Source organism: Lysinibacillus sp. FSL P2-0066, from assembly GCF_037969495.1.
Lineage (GTDB): Bacteria > Bacillota > Bacilli > Bacillales_A > Planococcaceae > Lysinibacillus > Lysinibacillus boronitolerans.
In genome coordinates this window covers 1,104,508-1,125,927 of the sequence record NZ_CP150202.1, presented here as the reverse complement: position 1 = coordinate 1,125,927, position 21,420 = coordinate 1,104,508, and the positions used below count along the sequence as shown (strand labels likewise).

The following is a 21,420-nucleotide window of genomic DNA, read 5'->3' as shown; positions in this document are numbered from 1 at the left end:
GAGGAATCTCATGCGGGCACTATTGTTACAAAGAATTGTCGTACAAAAATGGACTATTCTTTTTGCAATGATTATATGTTTACTTTTTAATTTTGTTCACATACCTTTTGTAGAAAGTCCTTCCATTGGATTATTTGTTGTCGTTATTTCTTCCAACCTCGTAGATAATTTATATAGAGGCGATCGTCAAGTAAAGTGGAACGTGTATGTCAATACACTACCTCTTTCAAAGAAGACACAATTGCAATCCGATTTTCTATTTTGCTATGGCCTTATTTCATTACTCTTTATTGTCCTTGCGCCAACGTATTTCTCACAACCCGAAGCCTCTGAAAATTTTATAGAGCATTTAGCTATGTACTTTGCTTATATAAGTAGCGCTTCTTTCCTCATCTGTAGTCAATTTTATATTCAGCATCTTGAGGAAACAGAGGGAATGCGAACAGTTAGAATGCTTACAGCTGTTGTGCTTATCATTCTGCTAAATTTTGTTATTCATTACTATTTATCACTAGTAGCAGCAAATTTAATTATCTTGTTCATACCAACACTGGTTAGTATCCTCATCAGTTTTATTGTGTTTTACAAATGTCTTTATTTATATATGGCAAAGGAGATTTACTAAACAGTCATCAAAAAATAGGCTACTTTATTTGGCTGCTTATTTTTAATCGTATTGAATAACAAAACAGTTAATTAAAATGGAAATGGATTTCCGTTGCAGGCTACTGGCTTTCTTATGGGTATGCGCATAGCTGCCTCTTTCGCTACCTCTCCGTTTAGAGATTGGTCTGTCTCGTGAAGTACCTTCCACGCCAGCCCAAAGTGTTACCTTTTTAGCAAACGTGTGCCCTATTCATTATGGAGGGCTGCTGTCACTTATCCAAATTGGAAATAATAGGCTATTTTGCTAATGATGATAAACGAATAGAAAAGGAGAACTTTGAAAATAATCAAAGTTCTCCTTTTCTAGGTATCAATATAATAAAAAATTCGTTATAGCCTGGAAAAAATGCTATCCTTATTAAAATATTTTTATTCGCTAGGACCAATGATTGAGATAGCTGGTTCTGCTTTTAAAATTTTAGCAATCAGTCGATCTACTGACTCCATCGATACAGCATCTATCGATTTAAGAACCTCGTCTACTGTTCGATGCTTGCGATGAACAAGTTCACTTGTTCCATTTCGATTCATACGAGCTCCCGTCCCTTCTAATCCAAGGACAAAGCTTCCTTTAAGCTGCTCTTTCGCATTATCAAGCTCCTCCTCTGTCACACCACCCGCTACAATATCTAATAAAGTGGCATCAATCGTGTGCTGAAGCTGTGCTAATTGCTGTCGACTAGTACTACCATAAATCGTAAAAGCACCTACATCTGCATAACACGATTGATAGGAGAAAATAGAATAGGCTAGCCCACGTTCTTCTCGTACTTCCTGAAACAATCGAGAACTCATATTGCCTCCAATTATATTGTTAAGCGCAATAAAGCTATACATATCTGGATCTTTTACACCAATTGCTGGATAGGAAATCGCGACATGTGCCTGCTCTGTATCGCGTATTTTTGTAATTTCCCCTGGATAAAATGAAGGATTTGTCAGGACAGGCGCCATAGCATGCGGTGAAGGTTGATAGTGACCAAATAAATCTTCAATCGTTTGCATAAGCTGAGATGAAATATTACCTGCAATAGAAATAACAACGGACTCTGGCCCATAATGTTTATCCATATATTTTCGTATAGCATCTGCTGTAAATGTCTTTAATGTAGCAGCCGTACCTAGTATTGGACGACCGAGTGCATCATTCGGATACATGACACCCCACAGCTTCTCATGAACGTCATCATCAGGAGCATCTTCGCTCATTAAAATTTCTTCTAATACTACTTGTCGCTCTTTTTCTAATTCTTCTTCCGCAAAGATAGAATTGAAAAACATATCTGCTAGTATTGTGACCGCAAGCTCCGCATGATGATCTAAAACTTTAGCATAGTAACATGTATTTTCTTTCGATGTGAAGGCATTTAGCTCTCCTCCGATTCGATCAAATTCTTCAGCAATTTGACGAGCTGAGCGAGTTGCTGTTCCTTTAAACAACATATGCTCAATAAAATGTGTGATACCATTCTCTTCAGGTAGCTCGTAGCGAGAGCCCGCATTCACAAAGATTCCTAATGCAACCGATCTCACATGATCAATTTGCTCTGATACAATACGAACACCATTCTGACATGTATGTACTTGAACCAAACTATCTCCCCCAATTTTAAAAATCCTCTACTATTCTTCTTGCTACTATCGAAAAAGGCTGCGCAATTTACGCAGCCTTTTGATCGATATTATTTTTCTTGTTCAGCGCGCTCTTTTTCCTCTTGAATTACTACTTTGCGAGATAAATTCACACGACCTTGCTTGTCGATTTCAATCACTTTCACAAGTAATTGATCGCCAAGTTTTAAGACGTCCTCCACTTGCTTCGTACGTTCCTCTTGAATTTCAGAAATGTGAAGCAAGCCATCTTTCCCTGGGAAGATTTCACAAAAGGCTCCGAATTTTTCAATACGCTTCACTGTTGCTAAGTAGTATTCTCCTACTTTTGCTTCACGTACGATATCTTCAATAATTTGTTTTGCACGTGCATTCATTGCTTCATCAGCAGAAGAAATATAGATTGTACCATCTTGCTCCGTATCAATCTTAACGCCCGTTTCTTCAATAATTTTGTTAATTTGTTTACCACCTGGTCCAATTACATCGCGAATTTTATCAGGATTAATTTTTACAATAACAATTTTTGGTGCAAACTCAGATAATTGCTTACGTGGCTCTGCCAGTGTAGCAAGCATTGATTCTAGAATATGCATACGTCCAACTTTTGCTTGTGTCAGTGCTTCTTCTAAAATATTGCGAGATAAGCCATCAATTTTAATGTCCATTTGTAGCGCTGTTACACCTTTAGCTGTACCTGCAACTTTAAAGTCCATATCGCCTAAATGGTCTTCCATTCCTTGAATGTCCGTTAAAATAGAATAGTGCTCGCCCTTTTTAATAAGACCCATAGCAATACCTGCCACTGGTGCTTTTAATGGAACACCTGCATCCATCATGGCTAAAGTAGATGCACAAATAGAAGCTTGAGAAGTTGATCCGTTTGATTCAAGTACTTCTGATACACAACGAATTGTATAAGGGAAGACCGATTCATCAGGAATTACTGCTTCAAGTGCACGCTCACCTAACGCACCATGACCAATTTCACGACGACCTGGCCCACGGATTGGTCCTGTTTCCCCTACAGAAAATTGCGGGAAGTTATAATGGTGCATAAAGCGTTTTGACTCTTCCACACCTAAACCGTCAATAATTTGTACATCACCAAGCGCACCTAAAGTACAAATAGAAAGTGCCTGTGTTTGTCCACGTGTAAATAGACCTGAACCATGTGTACGTTGTAATAAGCCTGTTTCAGAAGAAAGTGGTCGGATTTCGTCGAGCTTACGACCATCTGGACGAATCTTATCTTCCGTGATTTGACGGCGTACTTCTTCTTTTACCATCTTATCAAGAATTGTATACACTTGTTTCATTGTTTCGTCATCTGCTTCTTGCTCTTCATAGGAAGCGATAACCCGATCTTTAACAGCTTGGATTGCCTCATCACGTGCATGTTTCTCAGCCGTTTGAATAGCATCATGCATATCAGTCTCACAAGCTGCTTTTATATCGGCTTGAATCGCTTCGTCAATTTCAAATAGTGTCACTGGTAACTTTTCTTTACCAACCTCTGCCACAATCTGCTCTTGGAAAGCAATGATTTTTTTGATTTCTTCATGACCGAACATAATCGCTTCTAACATAATTTCCTCTGGTACTTCAAGCGCACCCGCTTCAACCATGTTAATAGCATCTTTGTTCCCTGCTACAGATAAATGAATTGTTGAGCGATTCGATTGCTCTACTGTCGGGTTGACAATGAATTCTCCATCAATATAACCAACTTGTACACCTGCTATTGGCCCATCAAATGGAATATCAGAGATCGCTAATGCTAGTGATGAACCAACCATTGCTGCCATTTCAGATGTACAGTCAGGATCATTTGACATAACCATAGAAATAACTTGTACTTCATTACGGAAACCATCCGGGAACATCGGACGAATCGGACGGTCGATTAAACGGCTTGCTAAAATCGCCTTTTCAGATGGACGTCCTTCACGCTTAATAAAGCCGCCAGGAATTTTACCCGCAGCATATAGACGCTCTTCATAGTTTACTGTTAATGGGAAGAAATCAAGTGGTTTAGGTGATTTTGACATTGTTGCTGTAGCAAGTACAGAAGTATCGCCATAGCGTACTAATGCGGCTCCGTTTGCTTGTTTTGCTAACTGTCCTACTTCAATTACAAGTGGACGGCCAGCCCATTCATAGGAATAGACTTTCTTTTCGTTCATTCAATGAACCCCTCTCTATTATAAAAACACTTACTTCGTCTGTATGTACTAATAGTAAGTGTACCAAAAATGCTTGTTCTATGCTAAATAATATTTCATGAAATAATCATACATTTAAATTCAGTTATTGCCAATTTATTTAAGATTTATTTCTTTATTTTATCGAAAAAGCATTTTTGGTATATGGATTTTTTTATATTGATTCCTTCTTGACGAAAAGTAATGTATGTAAATGGAAATAACTGCTTCGCTAACATTAGTTTTTCACGTACAAGTTTAAACAATAGACTTATTATAACATGGAGCTTATCATACAACATCTTATAAGGTAAAAGAAAGTCGAATCAGCTAGAAAAGTTAGTAGCTTGGTAAATAATAGTCGGGTTATACAAAGTGTTGAAACACAAATGTTAACTTTTTAGCAAAGGTTTTTAAATAAAGTGAAGGTTTTCACTACTCATTTTATGGAAGCTGTTGTCACGCATCAATTCTCCACCGTGAAAATAGGAGCCCATCCTCTCTACTACTACAGATAATGGGCTATTTCGTTCACTACTAGTATGAAAGAGGAAAAGACACTTTTGCAGAATGGTTAGCCAGCTTCTTTCCTAGGGGATTTAGCGGTTCATTGGACGCCCCCTGGAAAGGACGCAGGTGGAACAGAAATCACCACCTCACCTTGCAAAAAGATCTCTTCTGCTAGTGACGTGTTCTTTTTTCAACAATATGAATACCCCACCCATATAATGGGTGGGGTATATTCAAACTAATGAGTAGTCTCCTAATATAAGATATCTAAAAAAGTTTATTATGTAATTTTAGCAACAGGTTGAACTACATCTTTTTTCTTATTTCTCGCCATCTTTTCACTTATGATAGGCATAATGAAGCGGTCGAGTCCGAATTTCCCAGCATTGTAACCTGCAGCAGCTATAAAGATTGCAAGTAAAATATCCCACGGATTACTAGATATCGTACCTGCCATTAAGAAAGCAAAATTCATGACCATACCGAAAAATGCAGCATATGTCGTTAAGCATCCCAGAATTAATCCTAGCCCTACTAAAAATTCTCCCCACGGCACAAGAATGTTAATTAGCCCGGCATTTGGCAAAGCAAATGATTCAATAAACTTTACATACAGTGGATATGCAAGCTCTTCTCCACTTGTCACTGGATTTGTAATCGCATTGGCTAAAAAGCCAGATGCATCAAAGCTATTAAACAGTTTTCCCCAACCTGCTGTAAGCCAATGCCAGCCTAAATAAACACGAATAACTGTTAGAATACCTGCAACAATATTATTCTCTCTTAATAATTGGTTAAACATCCTACTCACCCCTCTAAATGATTTAGTTTACATTTCACCATCTAGTTTTCTAACCCAAAGCCAACGTTTTACTAGTATTCAATGATAGCATTTAGATTGTATGATTGACGCTTATGTACCAATTGTTTGAGCCTCTATCTATAATTTGCTGGATTGATTTCATGAAATATAATAGCAGTCTACTTCAATTGCACTTGCAAATGATGATCGCAATGACTATAACATGGGCTGTGAAATGTGATTAGAATATATCACCCTTTTATCAAGTATCAAATCATTTTTATCTATCGTTCATCGTAGTGTAAAAAAGTTATGGCTTATTGTTGAACAAAATATTATGAACAATGTTTATTTCAAAAAAAAGACTGTAGACAAACGAATGTTTGTCTACAGTCTAATATAGGATTACTTTTGCTATGAATTAGCGACGTAAGCCTAAACGGTTGATTAATTCACGGTAACGTTGTACGTCTGTTTCACGAAGATATTTTAATAAGTGACGACGACGACCTACCATTTTAAGAAGACCACGCTCAGAGTGGAAATCTTTTTTGTGAGTACGTAAGTGAGTATTTAGAGCGTTGATTTCCTCTGTTAATACTGCAACTTGTACTTCTGGTGAACCAGTGTCACTTTCGTGAGTACGGTACTCAGCGATAATTTCGTTTTTACGTTCTTTTGTAATAGCCATTTGTATGGACCTCCTAAATTTTAATTAATCCCCATTAGCACAGTAAACGTTGGAGTCATCGATATACCGAGCTAAGGTTAAGCATTTATGCACTTATGAATATTATCATACATTACTTAGTCAAGCAAGTAAAACGTCGACTTGGCTAATGTGACTACAGTAATGAAGTACTTCTTATAGCTGGTTAAAGTAACGGATTGCTTCTTGTTTATCCTTTTCAATTTGTGTTTTCAAGGCCTCAATACCATCGAATTTCCGTTCACTTCGTATACGTTTATACCATGCCACATGTACTTCTTCACCGTAGATATTTTTATCAAAGTTTAAAATATGGACTTCAATCGATAATTGCTTATCATTTGGGTCTTTGAAAGTTGGTTTATAGCCTACATTACAAACACCATCATACCAGCTATTTTGCACAAGCAGACGAACAGCATAGACACCACTTGCTGGAATAAACGTTCCCTCTAAAGCTTGGACATTTGCTGTAGGGAAGCCAATAGTACGGCCACGCTTATCACCATGTACAACAATCCCATTGATTTCAAACGGTCTCCCTAGTAACACTGTTGCTTCTTCCATATCGCCTTCTTGTAATAGCTTGCGGATACGGGTAGAGCTGATTTTCTCAACATCATCTGTTTTCTTCTCAACAATTGTAACGCCATAATCACCATTGCTTAATACACGCATATCTTCCATTGTTCCCTTACCAAATGCTCCAAATGAATAATCGAAGCCAGCTGTCACATGCTGAACATTTAATCCACGGATAAATGTATCGATAAATGCCGCTGGTGAAAGTTTGGCAAAATCAGAAGTGAAGTGGACAACGAATACCGTATCCACACCCTGTTCTTCAAACAGCTGTAATTTTTGCTGTAAGAGTGTAATATAAAAAACCTTTTCGTTACGTCCACCAAGGACTAATGAAGGATGTGGATCGAATGTCATCACTGCAGTTGGAATTTGTCGCTTGTTTCCTTCTTCCTTAGCTGCCTTGATAACTGCTTGATGCCCTCTATGTACACCATCGAAAAAGCCAAGAGCTAATGAATATGGCTGCATGCTTTCTCGTTGCTGTAATTGATGTGGGTATTTTAAATGAATGACCTCCATTGAAAAATCCTCCTACTCTATCGTCGGAAACATCTTATGTGGCTTCATCAACCCATCCTTTGTAGGGTGAGCCCGATAAACCGCAACTGCCTTTCCATTGATTCCGTATACAATTTTATCATGACTATTTAATAATGCATCTGCTGGAAGCACTTGTCCATTGAAAATTTCTTTTTCATTAGCACTCGTAATCTCAATATATGGATAGTCTGCTAATGCATACTCGACAGGTAAAATACAGGTAGCTATTTGCTCATCCTCCATTAGCTCAGCAACCTGTGCTAACGTAAAACAATTATCCCGTGTAAAAGTACCGGAAGCAGTTCGTACAAGCTCTTTCATATGTGCTGGATAGCCAAGAGCCTCACCAATTTGCACAGCTAATGTTCGAATATATGTCCCTTTACTACAAGCGATACGTACTGGAAATGTGATTTCTTGCCCCTCATATTGTGCTAGCTCATCAAGTAGCTCCAAATTATAAATTGTTACTTGGCGAGTAGGTCTTTCAACACTTTCGCCTTTTCTCGCATATTCATAGAGGCGCTTCCCATTTACTTTTACTGCTGAAAACATGGGTGGTGTTTGTTCAATAACGCCAGTTAATGAAGCTAAAACCTCTAACACCTGCTCACGAGAAAAATTTTTTATCGTAAGATCTTCTTCAACGGTTTCACCCTCAGCATCCTCGGTTGTCGTAGAACGACCTATTGAGATAATGGCTTCATAGGTTTTCCCTGCGTCAGTTAAATATTCTGCTATTCGAGTTGCTTGGCCAATACAAATTGGCAGTACGCCCTCAACACCTGGATCAAGTGTCCCTGTATGCCCAACTTTTTTTGTCCGTAAAATTTTGCGTAATTTAAAGACACAGTCATGGCTCGTCATGCCTCTTTCTTTCCAAAGCGGTAAAATACCGTTCATATAGCTCCTCCCAAATTGCCTACTCTATAATTCATTGGCAATATAACCTTTTCCATGAAGATAAAAAGTCTGCCTGCATAAACATGCATGTGGCAGACTTTTTTTAGCTTATTCTTTGTGTAAATCTCTAAGCAACGAATCAATACGGTTACCATATTCAATCGATGAATCAAATTCAAAGATTAATTCTGGTGTACGTCGTAAACGAATACGTGATCCAATTTCAGAGCGAATGAAGCCCGAAGCTTTTACTAAAGCTTTAAGCGTTTCCTCTCGTTCACGTTCGTTGCCTAAAGATGTAATATAAATAGTCGCTTGCTGTAAATCACCCGTTACTTCAACACCTGTAACAGTCACAAAACCAACACGCGGATCTTTTATTTTACGGCCAAGAATATCACCAAGCTCCTTTTTCATTTGCTCGGCAACACGGTTTGAACGTAGAGACATAATTTGTCACCTCTATTTCGATGTACAGATAGTTGTGTGTTCCATGCCTTCGTAAGCTAGACAACTATCTACTACTACTTATAAATAATCTCGCCACACATTAAGCTGTTCCCATGACGGATTTGACTCTAAATAGTGGAGCGCGTGATTAATTTCTCGTTCAGCTGCTTCTTTGGACGAAGAAACAGCAACAAGTGCTAATTTCGTACGCTGCCATACATTTTGATGGTCAATTTCCGCAATAGAAACGTTAAATTTCTGCTTTGTGCGGGTAATCATACGCTGTAAGACAGCACGCTTTTCCTTTAACGAATGGGCAGTTTGAATGATAAATTCAACCTCTGCATACACGATCATTAGGCGCGTTTAACCTCTTCCATAATATAGGCTTCAATAATGTCGCCTTCTTTAATATCATTGAAGTTTGTAATCGTAATACCACATTCGTATCCTTTTGCCACTTCTTTTACTTCATCTTTGAAGCGTTTAAGCGTATCTAGCTCACCTTCAAAAATAACGACGTTATCACGGATCACACGTACACCTGAATCACGTGTTACCTTTCCTTCTGTTACATATGAACCAGCAATTGTACCAACTTTTGATACTTTAATTGTTTGACGAACTTCTGCTTGACCAATAATTTTTTCTTCAAATTCAGGATCAAGCATACCTTTCATTGCTTGTTCAATTTCTTCAATTACTTTATAGATAATGCGGTGTAAGCGAATATCTACACCCTCTTCTTCTGCTGCACGTTTTGCGTTAACATCCGGACGTACATTAAATCCAATAACGATGGCATTAGAAGCTGCTGCAAGAGAAATATCAGATTCGGTAATAGCTCCAGCACCTGTATGAATAATTTTCACATTTACGCCTTCCACATCAATTTTCATTAGGGAGGCTGCCATAGCTTCAACAGTACCTTGAACGTCAGCTTTCACAATTAAGTTGAGCTCTTTCATTTCGCCTTGGCTCATTTGTTCAAATAAGTTATCAAGCGTTACACGTTGTTTTTCTGAACGTTGTGCTTGAATCGCTGACATTGCTCTTGTTTCTCCAACTTGACGTGCTGTTTTCTCGTCTTCAAAGACAACGAAACGGTCACCTGCTTGAGGTACATCATTTAAACCTGTAATTTCAACTGGAGTTGATGGGCCAGCTTCTTTTACTCGACGACCTTTGTCATTTACCATCGCACGTACACGACCATACGTATGACCTACAACGATTGGGTCACCTACTTTTAATGTTCCATCTTGTACTAAAAGTGTAGCAACAGAGCCACGACCTTTATCAAGCTGAGCTTCGATTACTGTTCCAAGTGCTAAACGTTCTGGATTTGCTTTAAGCTCGCCTACTTCAGCTACAAGTAAAATCATCTCTAACAATGTATCAATGCCTTCACCTTTTAACGCTGAAATTGGAACGAAAATTGTATCTCCACCCCATGCTTCAGGAACTAAGCCATGTTCTGTTAATTCTTGCATCACACGATCTGGATTTGCGGATGGTTTATCCATTTTATTCACAGCCACAATTATTGGTACTTCAGCAGCCTTGGCATGATTGATCGCTTCTACTGTTTGTGGCATAACACCATCATCAGCAGCTACCACTAAAATTGTTAAATCCGTTACTTTTGCACCACGCGCACGCATTGTTGTGAAAGCTGCATGTCCTGGTGTATCAAGGAATGTAATTTTCTTGTCGCCTTCTGTAACTTGGTATGCACCAATATGTTGTGTGATACCACCAGCTTCTCCTGCTGTTACTTTTGTATGGCGAATAGAGTCTAATAAAGTTGTTTTACCATGGTCAACGTGACCCATAATTGTTACAACTGGCGGACGTTCTGATAAATCTGCCTCGTTTACTTCTTCTGTTTGCTCGAAGTGTGTTTCTAAATCCGTAATATCTACACGAATTTCTTCTTCCACTTCTACACCGTAGTCTGCGCAAATTAATTCAATTGCATCCTTATCTAATTCTTGGTTAATTGTTGCCATTACGCCAAGCATGAATAATTTTTTAATGATTTCAGATGGCTCACGGTGTAATTTTTTTGCTAATTCTGCAACTGATAATGATTCAACAAAAGTAATTTTTTCTGGAAGTTCCTTTTGTTTCACTGGAATTGATGGTTGATGCGTTTTTGGATGGCGACGTTTGCCTCCATGAATCCCTGGTTTTGGACGTTGGTTGTAACCACCGCCACCTCTACGATTATTATTGTTATTATTATTATTTTGTGTCATATTTCTATTTTGATTACCTTTTGTATTCTTAGATTTTTCGTTAGACGAATTTGAGTTTTGCTGTGCATGTTGTTGATTGTTTACTTTTGGCTTAGAAGTAGCAGATTGCTGCCTTTGTCCTTCTTGCTTTTTCACCGAATGCTGTGGTTTTTGCTGGCCATTTGATTGAGGTTTTTGTGCCATGTTTTGAGTTGATTGTTTTGCTACATTTTTCTCAGGTGTTGCTTTAAATGTTTGATTTAACTTTGCCACAGCGTCTTTTTCCAACATAGACATATGGTTTGTTACACTCACATTTAATTTACTTAGTGCTTCAATAACCTCTTTACTCGTTTTATTCACTTGCTTCGCATATTCATGAACTCTGATTTTGGTCATCTGCTCACCCCCGATTAGTTTTCGTTGAGTAGACTAGACAATTTACTTGCAAAACCTTTATCGGTAATAGCTAAAGCCACACGGGCCTCCTTACCTGTAGCATGTCCTAGATCATATCGATCTCCAATTACATGATACTCAACGTTGTAGTACGTGCACTTATCTTGAATTTTTTTACTAGAGTTTTTAGAAGCATCGTTTGCAAGCAGTACTAGTTTAGCATTGCCATTGCGGACTTCCTTTACTACTAACTCTTCTCCTGAAATCACCTTACGTGCTCTTGCTGCGATTCCAAGCAAATTAAATATTGCTTGATTTATCATAAAATTGACTCCCTACGAATCAGCAAAATAAGTTCCTCGTATATTTCTTCAGGAATTTTCACATCAAGTTGGTGCCCTAATACATTTTTCTTACGCGCGAGGTCAACTGCCTGCTCTGATTTAGAGACATAGGCACCACGCCCAGGCTTTTTCCCGGAGACATCTACACTTACTTCGCCCTCTTTCGAACGAACAACACGTATCATCTCTTTCTTTGGTAGCATTTCTCCAGTTGCTACACATTTACGAAGAGGTACTTTTTTGTTTACAGCCATAAGAATCACCATTCCTCTCTGAAGCTTGTCGTAAGAGGTGGACAAGTCATGCTCTACTTGACGCTCTGACAGTATTCAGTCGGCGTAGGGGGCCCACTGAATACTGTCAGCTAACTTGTCACACGGGCTTTCTTACTTATTCTTCGTCGTCTTGATATAAGTCAACTGCTACATCATCAAAATCACTTTCTTCATCATGAGCAGGGATGAAAGTGCTTGTAGCCGAAGGATAAATACCTAATTCACGAGCATCAGTCTCACTCTTAATATCAATTTTCCAGCCAGTAAGCTTCGCTGCTAGACGAGCATTTTGCCCACGTTTACCGATAGCTAGAGATAATTGATAGTCTGGTACAACGACTGTTGTCGACTTTTCTTCTTCATTCACTTGTACATCTAATACTTTTGATGGGCTTAATGCATTAGCTACAAATACAACTGGGTCTTCAGACCATTCTACGATATCAATTTTTTCACCATTTAGTTCATTGACAATTGTTTGTACACGAGCTCCCTTTGCCCCAACACATGAACCAACTGGATCCACTTCCTCATTATGAGCGAAAACAGAAATTTTAGAGCGATCTCCAGCTTCACGTGCAATTGATTTAATCTCTACAATACCCTCATAAATTTCAGGTACTTCCATCTCAAATAATCGACGTAATAAACCAGGATGTGTACGAGACACAATCACTTGAGGTCCACGAGTTGTACGTTCCACTTTTGTAATATACACTTTAATACGATCATGTGGATGATAAGATTCACCTTGGATTTGTTCATTTACAGGCAATGCCGCTTCTACTTTCCCTAAACCTACATAGATATTACGAGCATCTAAACGTTCAACAACGCCAGTTACGATATCATCTTCACGGTCTACGTACTGCTCATAAATTAAACCTCGTTCCGCTTCACGTACGCGTTGTGTAACTACTTGCTTTGCTGTTTGTGCAGCAATGCGTCCAAAGTTACGTGGTGTTACTTCCTGCTCCACGATATCCTCTAGCTGATAGGCTGGATTAATGACTTTTGCATCTTCTAAAGAAATTTGCAAACGATCATCTTCTACCTCTTCCACAACATCTTTACGTGAAAATACACGAATTGAGCCCTTATCTAAATTTAAGTCTACTCGAACATTTTGTGCTTGGTTAAAGTTGCGTTTGTAAGCTGTAACTAATGCCGCTTCAATGGCTTCGATTAACACATCTCTTGAAATTCCTTTTTGTTCTTCTAGCGCATTCAGCGCATCTAACAAATCACTACTCATTTTGTTTTCACTCCTAAATATGCTTTATGCAGAAAAATCGATGGCAAGTCGTGCCAATGCGATTTTTTCTTGTTCAATTGTTACTGTTATTTTACGTGTTTTAATACGCACTTCCATCACTAATGTATGTTCATCGTATGACGTTAAGTAGCCTTGGAATTCCTTCATGTCCTTGATGGGCTCATAGGTTTTTACATAAATAAACTTGCCAACTGCTTTGACAAAATCCGTATCTTTTTTTAATGGACGTTCCGCTCCAGGCGAAGAAACTTCTAAATAATAGTTTTGTGTAATTGGATCTTTTTCATCCAATAACAAGCTTAGTCGTTCACTCACTTGAGCACATTGATCTATGTCAATTCCACCCTCAGGTGTATCAACATAGACACGTAAAAACCAGTTTCGTCCTTCTTTTACGAACTCAATATCCACTAGCTCAAGATTTAACTCATCCACAATTGGTTTAGCGAGCTCTTCAATTAAAGATGGTACTTTGCTCATTATTTCCTCCTGTATTTATCAAATTCTAGCGTATGAATTGTTCATCACTATCAGGTTAACGCAGTAATAAACCATAATAAAACAGAAATTCCACCAGTTGCTTTGGTGAAATTTTACGGTCTTACCTGCTGTTAGTCAAAATTTGTTTTGCTACGGTTAAACAACAGAAAAGAGCGGGTATGCCCCACTCTTTTGCTGGAAAAATATCAACAAATTATTACCATTAGAATAGCACAGTTCTCGACACAATGCAAATTTCCTTCATTATAGATAACCATATTGTGTCAGGAATTTGAATTTACATTGTGACCTTTCCATGCAAAACAATTGTAATACTAGAATAGCGATAACTGATTAGCATCAGGCATGCCTTCTAAACAACCAAGCTGGTCCATGTATTCGATAAGCGTTTTGGAAACACGACCACGTTGCTGTAAATCTTCCTTGGATAAAAACTCTCCCTCTTCACGAGCAGCTACGATCGTTTTCGCCACGTTGGTTCCAAGACCCGGAATTGCATCGAACGGAGGGATTAGTGAATTGCCATCAATGACAAACTCACTAGCTTGGGAACGATATAGGTCAACCTTTTGGAAACTCATACCTCGCTCACACATTTCTAATGCAAGCTCCAGCACCGTTAATAAGTTTTTCTCTTTAGTGGATGCATCTAAGCCTTTCATATTGATTTCATCAATCCGTGCTCGAATCATTTGCGATCCTTGCACCATTGCAATTAAATCAAAATCATCTGCTCGAACTGTGAAATACGCTGCATAATAAAGGATTGGAAAATGTACCTTGAACCAGGCAATTCGTACTGCCATTAGCACATATGCTGCGGCATGGGCTTTCGGGAACATGTATTTTATCTTTTTACAAGATTCAATATACCAACCTGGTACTTTATTGGCGAGCATCTCGGCTTCAAATTCTTCTGATAATCCCTTCCCTTTACGAACAGATTCCATAATTTTGAAGGCTAGTGACGGCTCTAGACCTTGATAAATTAAATACACCATAATGTCATCACGACAACCAATTACTTCTTTTAGCACACATGTACCGTTTTGAATTAATTCTTGTGCATTCCCTAGCCATACGTCTGTTCCATGGGAAAGTCCAGAAATTTGTACAAGCTCCGAGAATGTCGAAGGCTTCGTATCTTCTAGCATTTGACGTACAAAACGCGTACCGAATTCTGGTATACCTAGTGTCCCTGTCTTACAGCCAATTTGCTTTTCTGTCACGCCTAAAGATTCAGGAGAACTAAAAATTTTCATGACGACAGGATCATCGGTCGGAATTGTTTTAGGATCGATTCCCGATAAATCCTGTAACATTCTGATCACCGTTGGATCATCGTGTCCAAGTATATCTAGCTTTAAAATATTGTCATGAATAGAGTGGAAATCAAAATGGGTTGTACGCCATTCTGCATCCTGCGCATCTGCAGGGAATTGCACTGGAGAAAAATCATAAATGTCCATATAATCTGGAACAACAATAATTCCTCCAGGGTGTTGCCCAGTTGTACGTTTTACTCCTGTACAGCCTTGAACTAAACGATCAACTTCTGCTCCACGAAAATGTAAATTATGATCATTTGCATAGCCTTTCACATAGCCATATGCTGTTTTCTCCGCCACTGTACCGATTGTTCCAGCACGGAATACATAATCCTCACCAAATAGCACCTTTGTATAGTTGTGCGCTTGAGGCTGATATTCACCCGAAAAATATGACGATAGGTAAGCCTTTGAAGTTATCGCCAGCTTTTCCCCCGTCCCACACCGTGCATGAGGCTTTCACACTCACACGGCGTTCCATCGTTAGTTTTGTTGAATGTTATAGACTAAGCTTTGGATTTCCTACTTCCGTTCTTAGCCTGTTTAATTTATTCATTGCTTTTATTTCGAATTTACTTAAAATCTTCTGATATTCTTTATTCCTTAAAGGGTCTGAATTGTGAATGAGCATATGATACTTTCTATTAATAATAATCAAGTTATCGTATTCATCTGTACCACCTTGTGCTGTTGATTTAATGTGATGACATAACGCTTGATGAGGTGTTAATCTCTCACCCGTAATACCACAGCAGCCTTTTTGTGCTACATATTTACTCAATCGGTTATTCTCATACAGAACACTTTTTGATTTATATATTCCTTTACGAAACATTTCGATTTCTCGAATGGACACTTGTTTTAAATCTTTATGAATTACTTTCCTATCAGCTTCATTGTAAATTGTGAATTCAGGCTTTCGCTGTCCTCGTATATCATGTCGAACAGCTTCAATAGGATATACCAGCAATCCATTGCTTTTGAAACGTGGATAATTGTAATCTCCGTAAAATTTATCAATCACTCCGTTTGTTTCTTTTGTTTTCAAAAAGATGTTTCTAATCATGAGTGATTTAATGTTTGGGTGAATGTTATGCCTTATCTCATTAAAATCCTGAGCGATCCGAGTTGCAATCTTATAATAGTTTTGCAGCCCTAAAATATTCGCATTAAAATTCATCACTTTTTGTGGAGTAGGACTTTTTCTTAGTTTTACTAGCTGATGCCTTATAACGCCTTGTACCTTTTCTTTTGCTCTTGGGTCCATCTTAGAATTGACGATGTATCCTGTTTTCGCATTGCCTTTTTGTACCGCTCTAAAGCGAACTCCTAAAAAGTCTGTACCATTCTTACGCAAATTCGTGATTTTACTTTTTTCTTCACTAATTTCTAGCCCTAATCGTTCTTTTAACCATTTTTCAACAGCAATTTTAATCTTTCGAGCATTTTCATATGAGTTCGTGAATATTTTAAAATCATCTGCGTATCGAACTAGATACATTGGTTTTAACCTTGTCTTTTTAAGTGCGTCCGTTTTATTGCGTTTTAGCTTATAAGGTACTCGTGTTGGTTTCGTTTCCCATTGATTTGAAATCCACCAATCCAACTCGTTTAATACTACATTGGCAAGTAGCGGAGATAAAATTCCTCCTTGGGGCGTTCCTTTCGTTGGTACTCCTTCACCTGTAATTTCAGCTTTCAGCATCTTTTTGATAATTACTAATACTTTTTTATCCCTAATACCAATCGTCCATAATTGTCTCATTAGCTTTTTATGATTTACATTATCGAAGAAACCTTTAATGTCGATATCAACAACAAAATGCTGATGACTATGATTCACCATATGATAGCATCTTGCGAGGGCATCATGTGTGCTTCGTTTCGGTCTAAAGCCATAACTTTGCGGATGAAATTTCGCCTCTGTAATCGGCTCTAATACTTGCAAAAACATTTGCTGTATTAATCTATCCTCAATAGTTGGGATACCAAGAGGTCGCATCTTTCCATTCGGTTTTGGTATGAATAACCTTCTTACTGCATGTGGTGAATAATTTTCTAGTCTTCTTCGAACAAGCTTGATTAGTTTATTAGCATTCATTTTGTTTAAATGTTTAATTGTGTGTCCATTAGTACCTTTCGTTTTACTACCTGTATTACTTTTAAGGTTACGAAAGGCGAGCATGATATTTTCTTCGGAAATAATCACATCATAAATGTCTGTAAAATAACGACCATTTTTACTTTCGTTATAAAGATCATCAAAAGTTGTTTGCAATCCAAAATACTCATTGTTTCTTAACTTTTGAATCATTAAGTCAGTCAACTAATCACTCCCTTTGAGCTTTCGTTCTCTTTAGTCATACTAGAATCTGACTTGTGTAGGTTTGTTTTCAACACTAACGACTTGTGCCCTTCCCTCAGAAATGTTTTTTCCTCCGACCTATTTGTTATTCAGTCATCATTGGCATTTCATCATCGGTACTACGGCACTACTGCCACTCCGTTAAAACGAGTTATAGCTAAAAGCCTTTCCTCGTACCGTCGTCATCGACATGCAACTGTCTCTTACGTTTGGAGCTTCACACGTTCCACTATTTCTATCTGTACATCTTCCCTTAGGTTCCCCCTAAATTCCGCTAGGCTTGCATGTGCCTATAACACAAGATGGATTTTCATAATCAAACGCTTACTCATCCACACCTAGAAGCCCTAATTTGGACCCCACAGCATTTCTACTGTGTGACATTCACGAAAAGTCAATCGAGGGTTCGTCCCAGTCAATCTACTGATTCTAACCATAGAAAGTTTATAGACGCCAGACCTATCATTCACAGGATGTCTCCTTTTCCACAGCTGTACTGTTTGGGTGAACTTCAGCCCCCTTTAACGAGCTTCATACAAGTTTCAATTTTGCAGTCATCCGCTTGCATGTCGTAGCTTCAGCGAGTGTGTTTCGGGGCGTTACTCCGTCATTCCACACTTCGAAATAGCAGTTCTACCATTAATGGTGGCTAATCTTTTCAATTAGCAACGTGTCGCACTTAAATCGATATCAGGTACCTTATCACCTTTAAAACCAAGGAAGGTTTCAAATGGTATGTCTTGTCCATCTTTTTTATAAGGTGTTCCACATTCCGTGCAGTCTTTATTTGGTAAATCGTAGCCTGAGCTGACAGAACCATCATCAAAAAACTCGGAATGTTTACAATTAGGACAAATATAGTGAGGAGGTAATGGGTTAACCTCTGTGATTTCCATAAAAGTAGCTACTAATGAAGAACCAACCGAACCACGGGATCCTACTAAATAGCCATCAGCTAATGATTTTTTCACTAGCTTGGCAGAAATTAAATAAATTACTCCAAAACCGTGCCCCAAAATCGATTTTAACTCTTTCTCAATTCGAGCTTTCACGATTTCTGGTAACTCCTCGCCATAAATACGATGGGCCATTTCATAAGTTAAATTGGTTACCTCATCATCAGAGCCCTCAATTTTTGGTGTATATAGGTCATCCTTAATTGGTTTGACGTCACCTATACTTGCTGCCACTTTTTGAGTATTCGTCACAACCACTTCTTTTGCAAGATCAGGTCCTAAAAAATCAAATTCTTTCAGCATTTCATCAGTTGTTCTAAAATGGACCTCTGGTAGCTTAGAGCGATTCAAAATATTCGCTCCACCTTGTGAACCAATAAGTATTTGCCTAAACATCCCATCTGTCGGATCTAAATAATGAACATTTCCAGTTGCAACAACAGGCTTATCTAGCTTCTTCCCGAGTTTCACAAGTTTACGGATAATATCTTCTAATGTCCATTCATCACGTACAACATTGCGTTCGATTAATGGCGCATATACAGCCTTCGGTTGCACCTCAATATAATCATAAAAACGAGCGACTTTCTCTGCTTCCTCTGGAGACTTATTCATCATCGTTTCGAATACTTCACCATTACTACAACCTGATCCTACTAATAAGCCCTCACGATATTGTTCAAGCACTGCACGTGTCACACGAGGAACACGATAGAATGTTTTTGTATGCGAGTGTGAGACGATTTTAAATAAGTTTTTTAAGCCTGCATTATCTACTGCTAAAATTGTACAATGCATAGGTCTCCCTTTTTTATAGGCATCCCCACCACCAATATGCTTATTGAAGTCATCATGGTATTTAATAGCTAGCTCATCAGCATCCTTCAATAGCTGCAGCAGGAGATACCCTGTCGCCTCAGTATCATAAATTGCTCGGTGATGCTGTGTTAATTCAATATTGAATTTTTTACACAGCGTATTCAAACGGTGGTTTTTCATTGTAGGATAAAGCAATCTTGCTAGCTCTAATGTATCAATGACAGGATGGACTGTCTCTTCAAGACCAAATTTTTTATAGCCTGTATATAGGAAGCCTATATCAAATGATGCGTTATGAGCGACAACGATTGCATCACCGATAAAGGCATGAAATTCTTTAATGACCTGCTCTACCTCTGGAGCATTTCGAACCATATCATCAGTAATCCCTGTTAATTCGATGGTCGTTGCTGAAAGTGGATGATGTGGGTTTGCAAAGCTTTCGTACTTATCGATCACTTGCCCATCTTTAATTTTAACTGCAGCCAATTCAATAATGGTATCGTATGCAGTTGATAGCCCTGTCGTTTCTACGTCAAAAACAACATACGTTGTGTCTGCCAATAAACGATGCTCTGGAGCATAGGCAATCGGTACACCATCATCAACTAAATTTGCTTCCAGACCATAAATAATCTTAATGCCATGTTTTTTCCCCGCTGCATATGCTTCAGGGAAAGATTGCACAACGGCATGATCCGTAATAGCTATGGCTGGATGCCCCCACTTTGCAGCCTGAGCAACAAGTCGATCAACAGGTGTAACAGCATCCATTTGGCTCATTGGTGTATGCAAATGTAACTCAACACGCTTTTCACCCTCTGGTGCTAAATCCTGTCGTGTTGCTTTTTTGATTTCATTAATATCATTCGCCATGACGATTAAATCACGAATAAACGTATCTGTTTGCACAGAGCCTCGAACTTTAACCCACATGCCCTTTTTCAAATGTTGCATTAATTCAGCATCATCATTGTCACGAGAAAACATTTTTACAACAATGGAATCTGTATAGTCGGTAATTTTAATTTGTAGTAAGGAACGTCCACTTTTTAACTCTTTAATTTCCGTATCAAAGACAAATCCTTCAATAATAACACGTCGTTCTTCTTCAACAATCCGTTTAATTTCCATGACTTCATCATCTTTAATATGCATCCCAAGTTGGAATGGACGGTCACCAAGGTTTGCCAATGCTGGATTGTCCTTCTTCTCCTGCTCACGCTTTTGGAAATCTTGCATTGCTTGCTGTGCTAGAGCCACTTCTTCCATACGTTTCTGCTCCATAAACGCTTCCTGTGCCGCTATCATTTCTTCTGTTTCTTCTTGTAGCACAAAGTCGATTGCCATACGAGGGAAACCAAATTGCCCATAGCTTTCTGCCAGTTTGTCAGCATATTTAGTTTTGAGCATCATAAATTCCATTTCCTGCATACAGGATAATGTGATTTTTTGGCCGTTCCATGTTGGTATTTGGGTAATAAGACAGTTTTTAAGCGTTGGAGCCATCTCATCAATTTGTTCCACAACATTTAGCCAGTACGCTTGCACCAGTTCCTCTGTGACATTTTTATCTAATGTTTCAAATGTCGTATTAACTTGGGCGATGGCTGAAAATTTCTCAGTTAAATGCGTACGGAAAAGCTGATATAACGGAAATGGTAGTATATCCTTTAGCTTAATGGTGAAATGCCAAAGTCTATCCTTTTTATGAACTGTCAGGCGTGATAGTTCACCTTCCTCAAAAAATGACATATATACATCATCTGTTAACTCTAGTTGTTGCAAGAGCATTCGAAGTCTCATTCTTGCCTCTTGTTGCTGTTCCAATCTAATGACACCTACTTTCAGAAAGAGGCAGTTTCTTTAGCCTCATGTTCTAGTTCGTCTCAAATGCATGTGAAAACTCAAGAAAAAAATTCGCTCCCACACTGCGG

The 21,420-nt window shown here is 38.4% G+C and carries 15 protein-coding genes and 2 pseudogenes; 1 reads left to right on the top strand and 16 read right to left on the bottom strand.

Features of this window, described 5'->3' with window-relative positions:
- The first annotated feature begins 10 nt into the window (after window positions 1-10).
- Window positions 11-625, top strand: a complete 615-nt coding sequence (locus tag MKZ14_RS05320; protein ID WP_339280653.1) for an ABC-2 transporter permease — start codon at window positions 11-13, stop codon at window positions 623-625.
- A gap of 410 nt (window positions 626-1,035) precedes the next feature.
- On the opposite strand, the gene MKZ14_RS05315 is transcribed toward MKZ14_RS05320, so the two are convergent.
- The 16 genes and pseudogenes from MKZ14_RS05315 to MKZ14_RS05240 form a co-directional block, all read right to left on the bottom strand.
- Window positions 1,036-2,259, bottom strand: coding sequence for a pitrilysin family protein (locus MKZ14_RS05315; protein WP_339280652.1), 1,224 nt, complete (start codon window positions 2,257-2,259; stop codon window positions 1,036-1,038).
- An 89-nt stretch (window positions 2,260-2,348) separates the two neighbouring features.
- Window positions 2,349-4,463, bottom strand: a complete 2,115-nt coding sequence (gene pnp / locus MKZ14_RS05310) for a polyribonucleotide nucleotidyltransferase (protein ID WP_036080410.1) — start codon at window positions 4,461-4,463, stop codon at window positions 2,349-2,351.
- A gap of 808 nt (window positions 4,464-5,271) precedes the next feature.
- Window positions 5,272-5,793: a DoxX family protein gene (locus MKZ14_RS05305; protein ID WP_339280651.1), complete on the bottom strand. Its 522-nt coding sequence runs from the start codon at window positions 5,791-5,793 to the stop codon at window positions 5,272-5,274.
- 421 nt (window positions 5,794-6,214) lie between these two features.
- Window positions 6,215-6,484, bottom strand: a complete 270-nt coding sequence (gene rpsO, locus MKZ14_RS05300; protein WP_004224992.1) for a 30S ribosomal protein S15 — start codon at window positions 6,482-6,484, stop codon at window positions 6,215-6,217.
- A 174-nt stretch (window positions 6,485-6,658) separates the two neighbouring features.
- Window positions 6,659-7,606: a riboflavin biosynthesis protein RibF gene (gene ribF, locus MKZ14_RS05295; RefSeq protein ID WP_339280650.1), complete on the bottom strand. Its 948-nt coding sequence runs from the start codon at window positions 7,604-7,606 to the stop codon at window positions 6,659-6,661.
- Window positions 7,607-7,618: 12 nt separating this feature from the next.
- Window positions 7,619-8,530, bottom strand: a complete 912-nt coding sequence (gene truB / locus MKZ14_RS05290; protein ID WP_036080413.1) for a tRNA pseudouridine(55) synthase TruB — start codon at window positions 8,528-8,530, stop codon at window positions 7,619-7,621.
- A 108-nt stretch (window positions 8,531-8,638) separates the two neighbouring features.
- Window positions 8,639-8,980 carry a 30S ribosome-binding factor RbfA gene (rbfA, locus tag MKZ14_RS05285; RefSeq protein ID WP_004225003.1) on the bottom strand — a complete coding sequence of 114 codons (342 nt, stop codon included), beginning with the start codon at window positions 8,978-8,980 and terminating at the stop codon, window positions 8,639-8,641.
- Window positions 8,981-9,058: 78 nt separating this feature from the next.
- On the bottom strand, window positions 9,059-9,337 hold the full coding sequence (locus MKZ14_RS05280; protein WP_008178987.1) for a DUF503 domain-containing protein: 279 nt from the start codon (window positions 9,335-9,337) through the stop codon (window positions 9,059-9,061).
- Window positions 9,337-11,619 (bottom strand): translation initiation factor IF-2, encoded by a 2,283-nt coding sequence (gene infB, locus MKZ14_RS05275; RefSeq protein WP_048391561.1) that lies wholly within the window; start codon window positions 11,617-11,619, stop codon window positions 9,337-9,339. The genes MKZ14_RS05280 and infB overlap by 1 nt, the downstream gene beginning before the upstream one ends.
- Before the next feature lie 14 nt (window positions 11,620-11,633).
- Complete coding sequence (locus MKZ14_RS05270) at window positions 11,634-11,942, bottom strand: YlxQ family RNA-binding protein (RefSeq protein WP_004225011.1); 309 nt, start codon at window positions 11,940-11,942, stop codon at window positions 11,634-11,636.
- The gene (locus tag MKZ14_RS05265) at window positions 11,939-12,217 is read right to left on the bottom strand and encodes a YlxR family protein (protein ID WP_004269250.1); all 279 of its coding nucleotides are present in this window, start codon (window positions 12,215-12,217) and stop codon (window positions 11,939-11,941) included. The genes MKZ14_RS05270 and MKZ14_RS05265 overlap by 4 nt, the downstream gene beginning before the upstream one ends.
- Before the next feature lie 136 nt (window positions 12,218-12,353).
- Window positions 12,354-13,493 carry a transcription termination factor NusA gene (gene nusA, locus MKZ14_RS05260; RefSeq protein ID WP_048391564.1) on the bottom strand — a complete coding sequence of 380 codons (1,140 nt, stop codon included), beginning with the start codon at window positions 13,491-13,493 and terminating at the stop codon, window positions 12,354-12,356.
- A 24-nt stretch (window positions 13,494-13,517) separates the two neighbouring features.
- A complete protein-coding gene (gene rimP, locus MKZ14_RS05255) occupies window positions 13,518-13,994 on the bottom strand; it encodes a ribosome maturation factor RimP (protein ID WP_004269252.1) in 477 nt (158 codons plus the stop codon).
- A 335-nt stretch (window positions 13,995-14,329) separates the two neighbouring features.
- Window positions 14,330-15,733 (bottom strand): annotated as a pseudogene (locus MKZ14_RS05250) (PolC-type DNA polymerase III); the annotation flags it as partial.
- Window positions 15,734-15,842: 109 nt separating this feature from the next.
- Window positions 15,843-17,669 (bottom strand): group II intron reverse transcriptase/maturase, encoded by a 1,827-nt coding sequence (ltrA, locus tag MKZ14_RS05245; protein WP_339280649.1) that lies wholly within the window; start codon window positions 17,667-17,669, stop codon window positions 15,843-15,845.
- Window positions 17,670-18,385: 716 nt separating this feature from the next.
- Window positions 18,386-21,313, bottom strand: a pseudogene (locus MKZ14_RS05240) (PolC-type DNA polymerase III); the annotation flags it as partial.
- Between the last annotated feature and the right edge of the window lie 107 nt (window positions 21,314-21,420).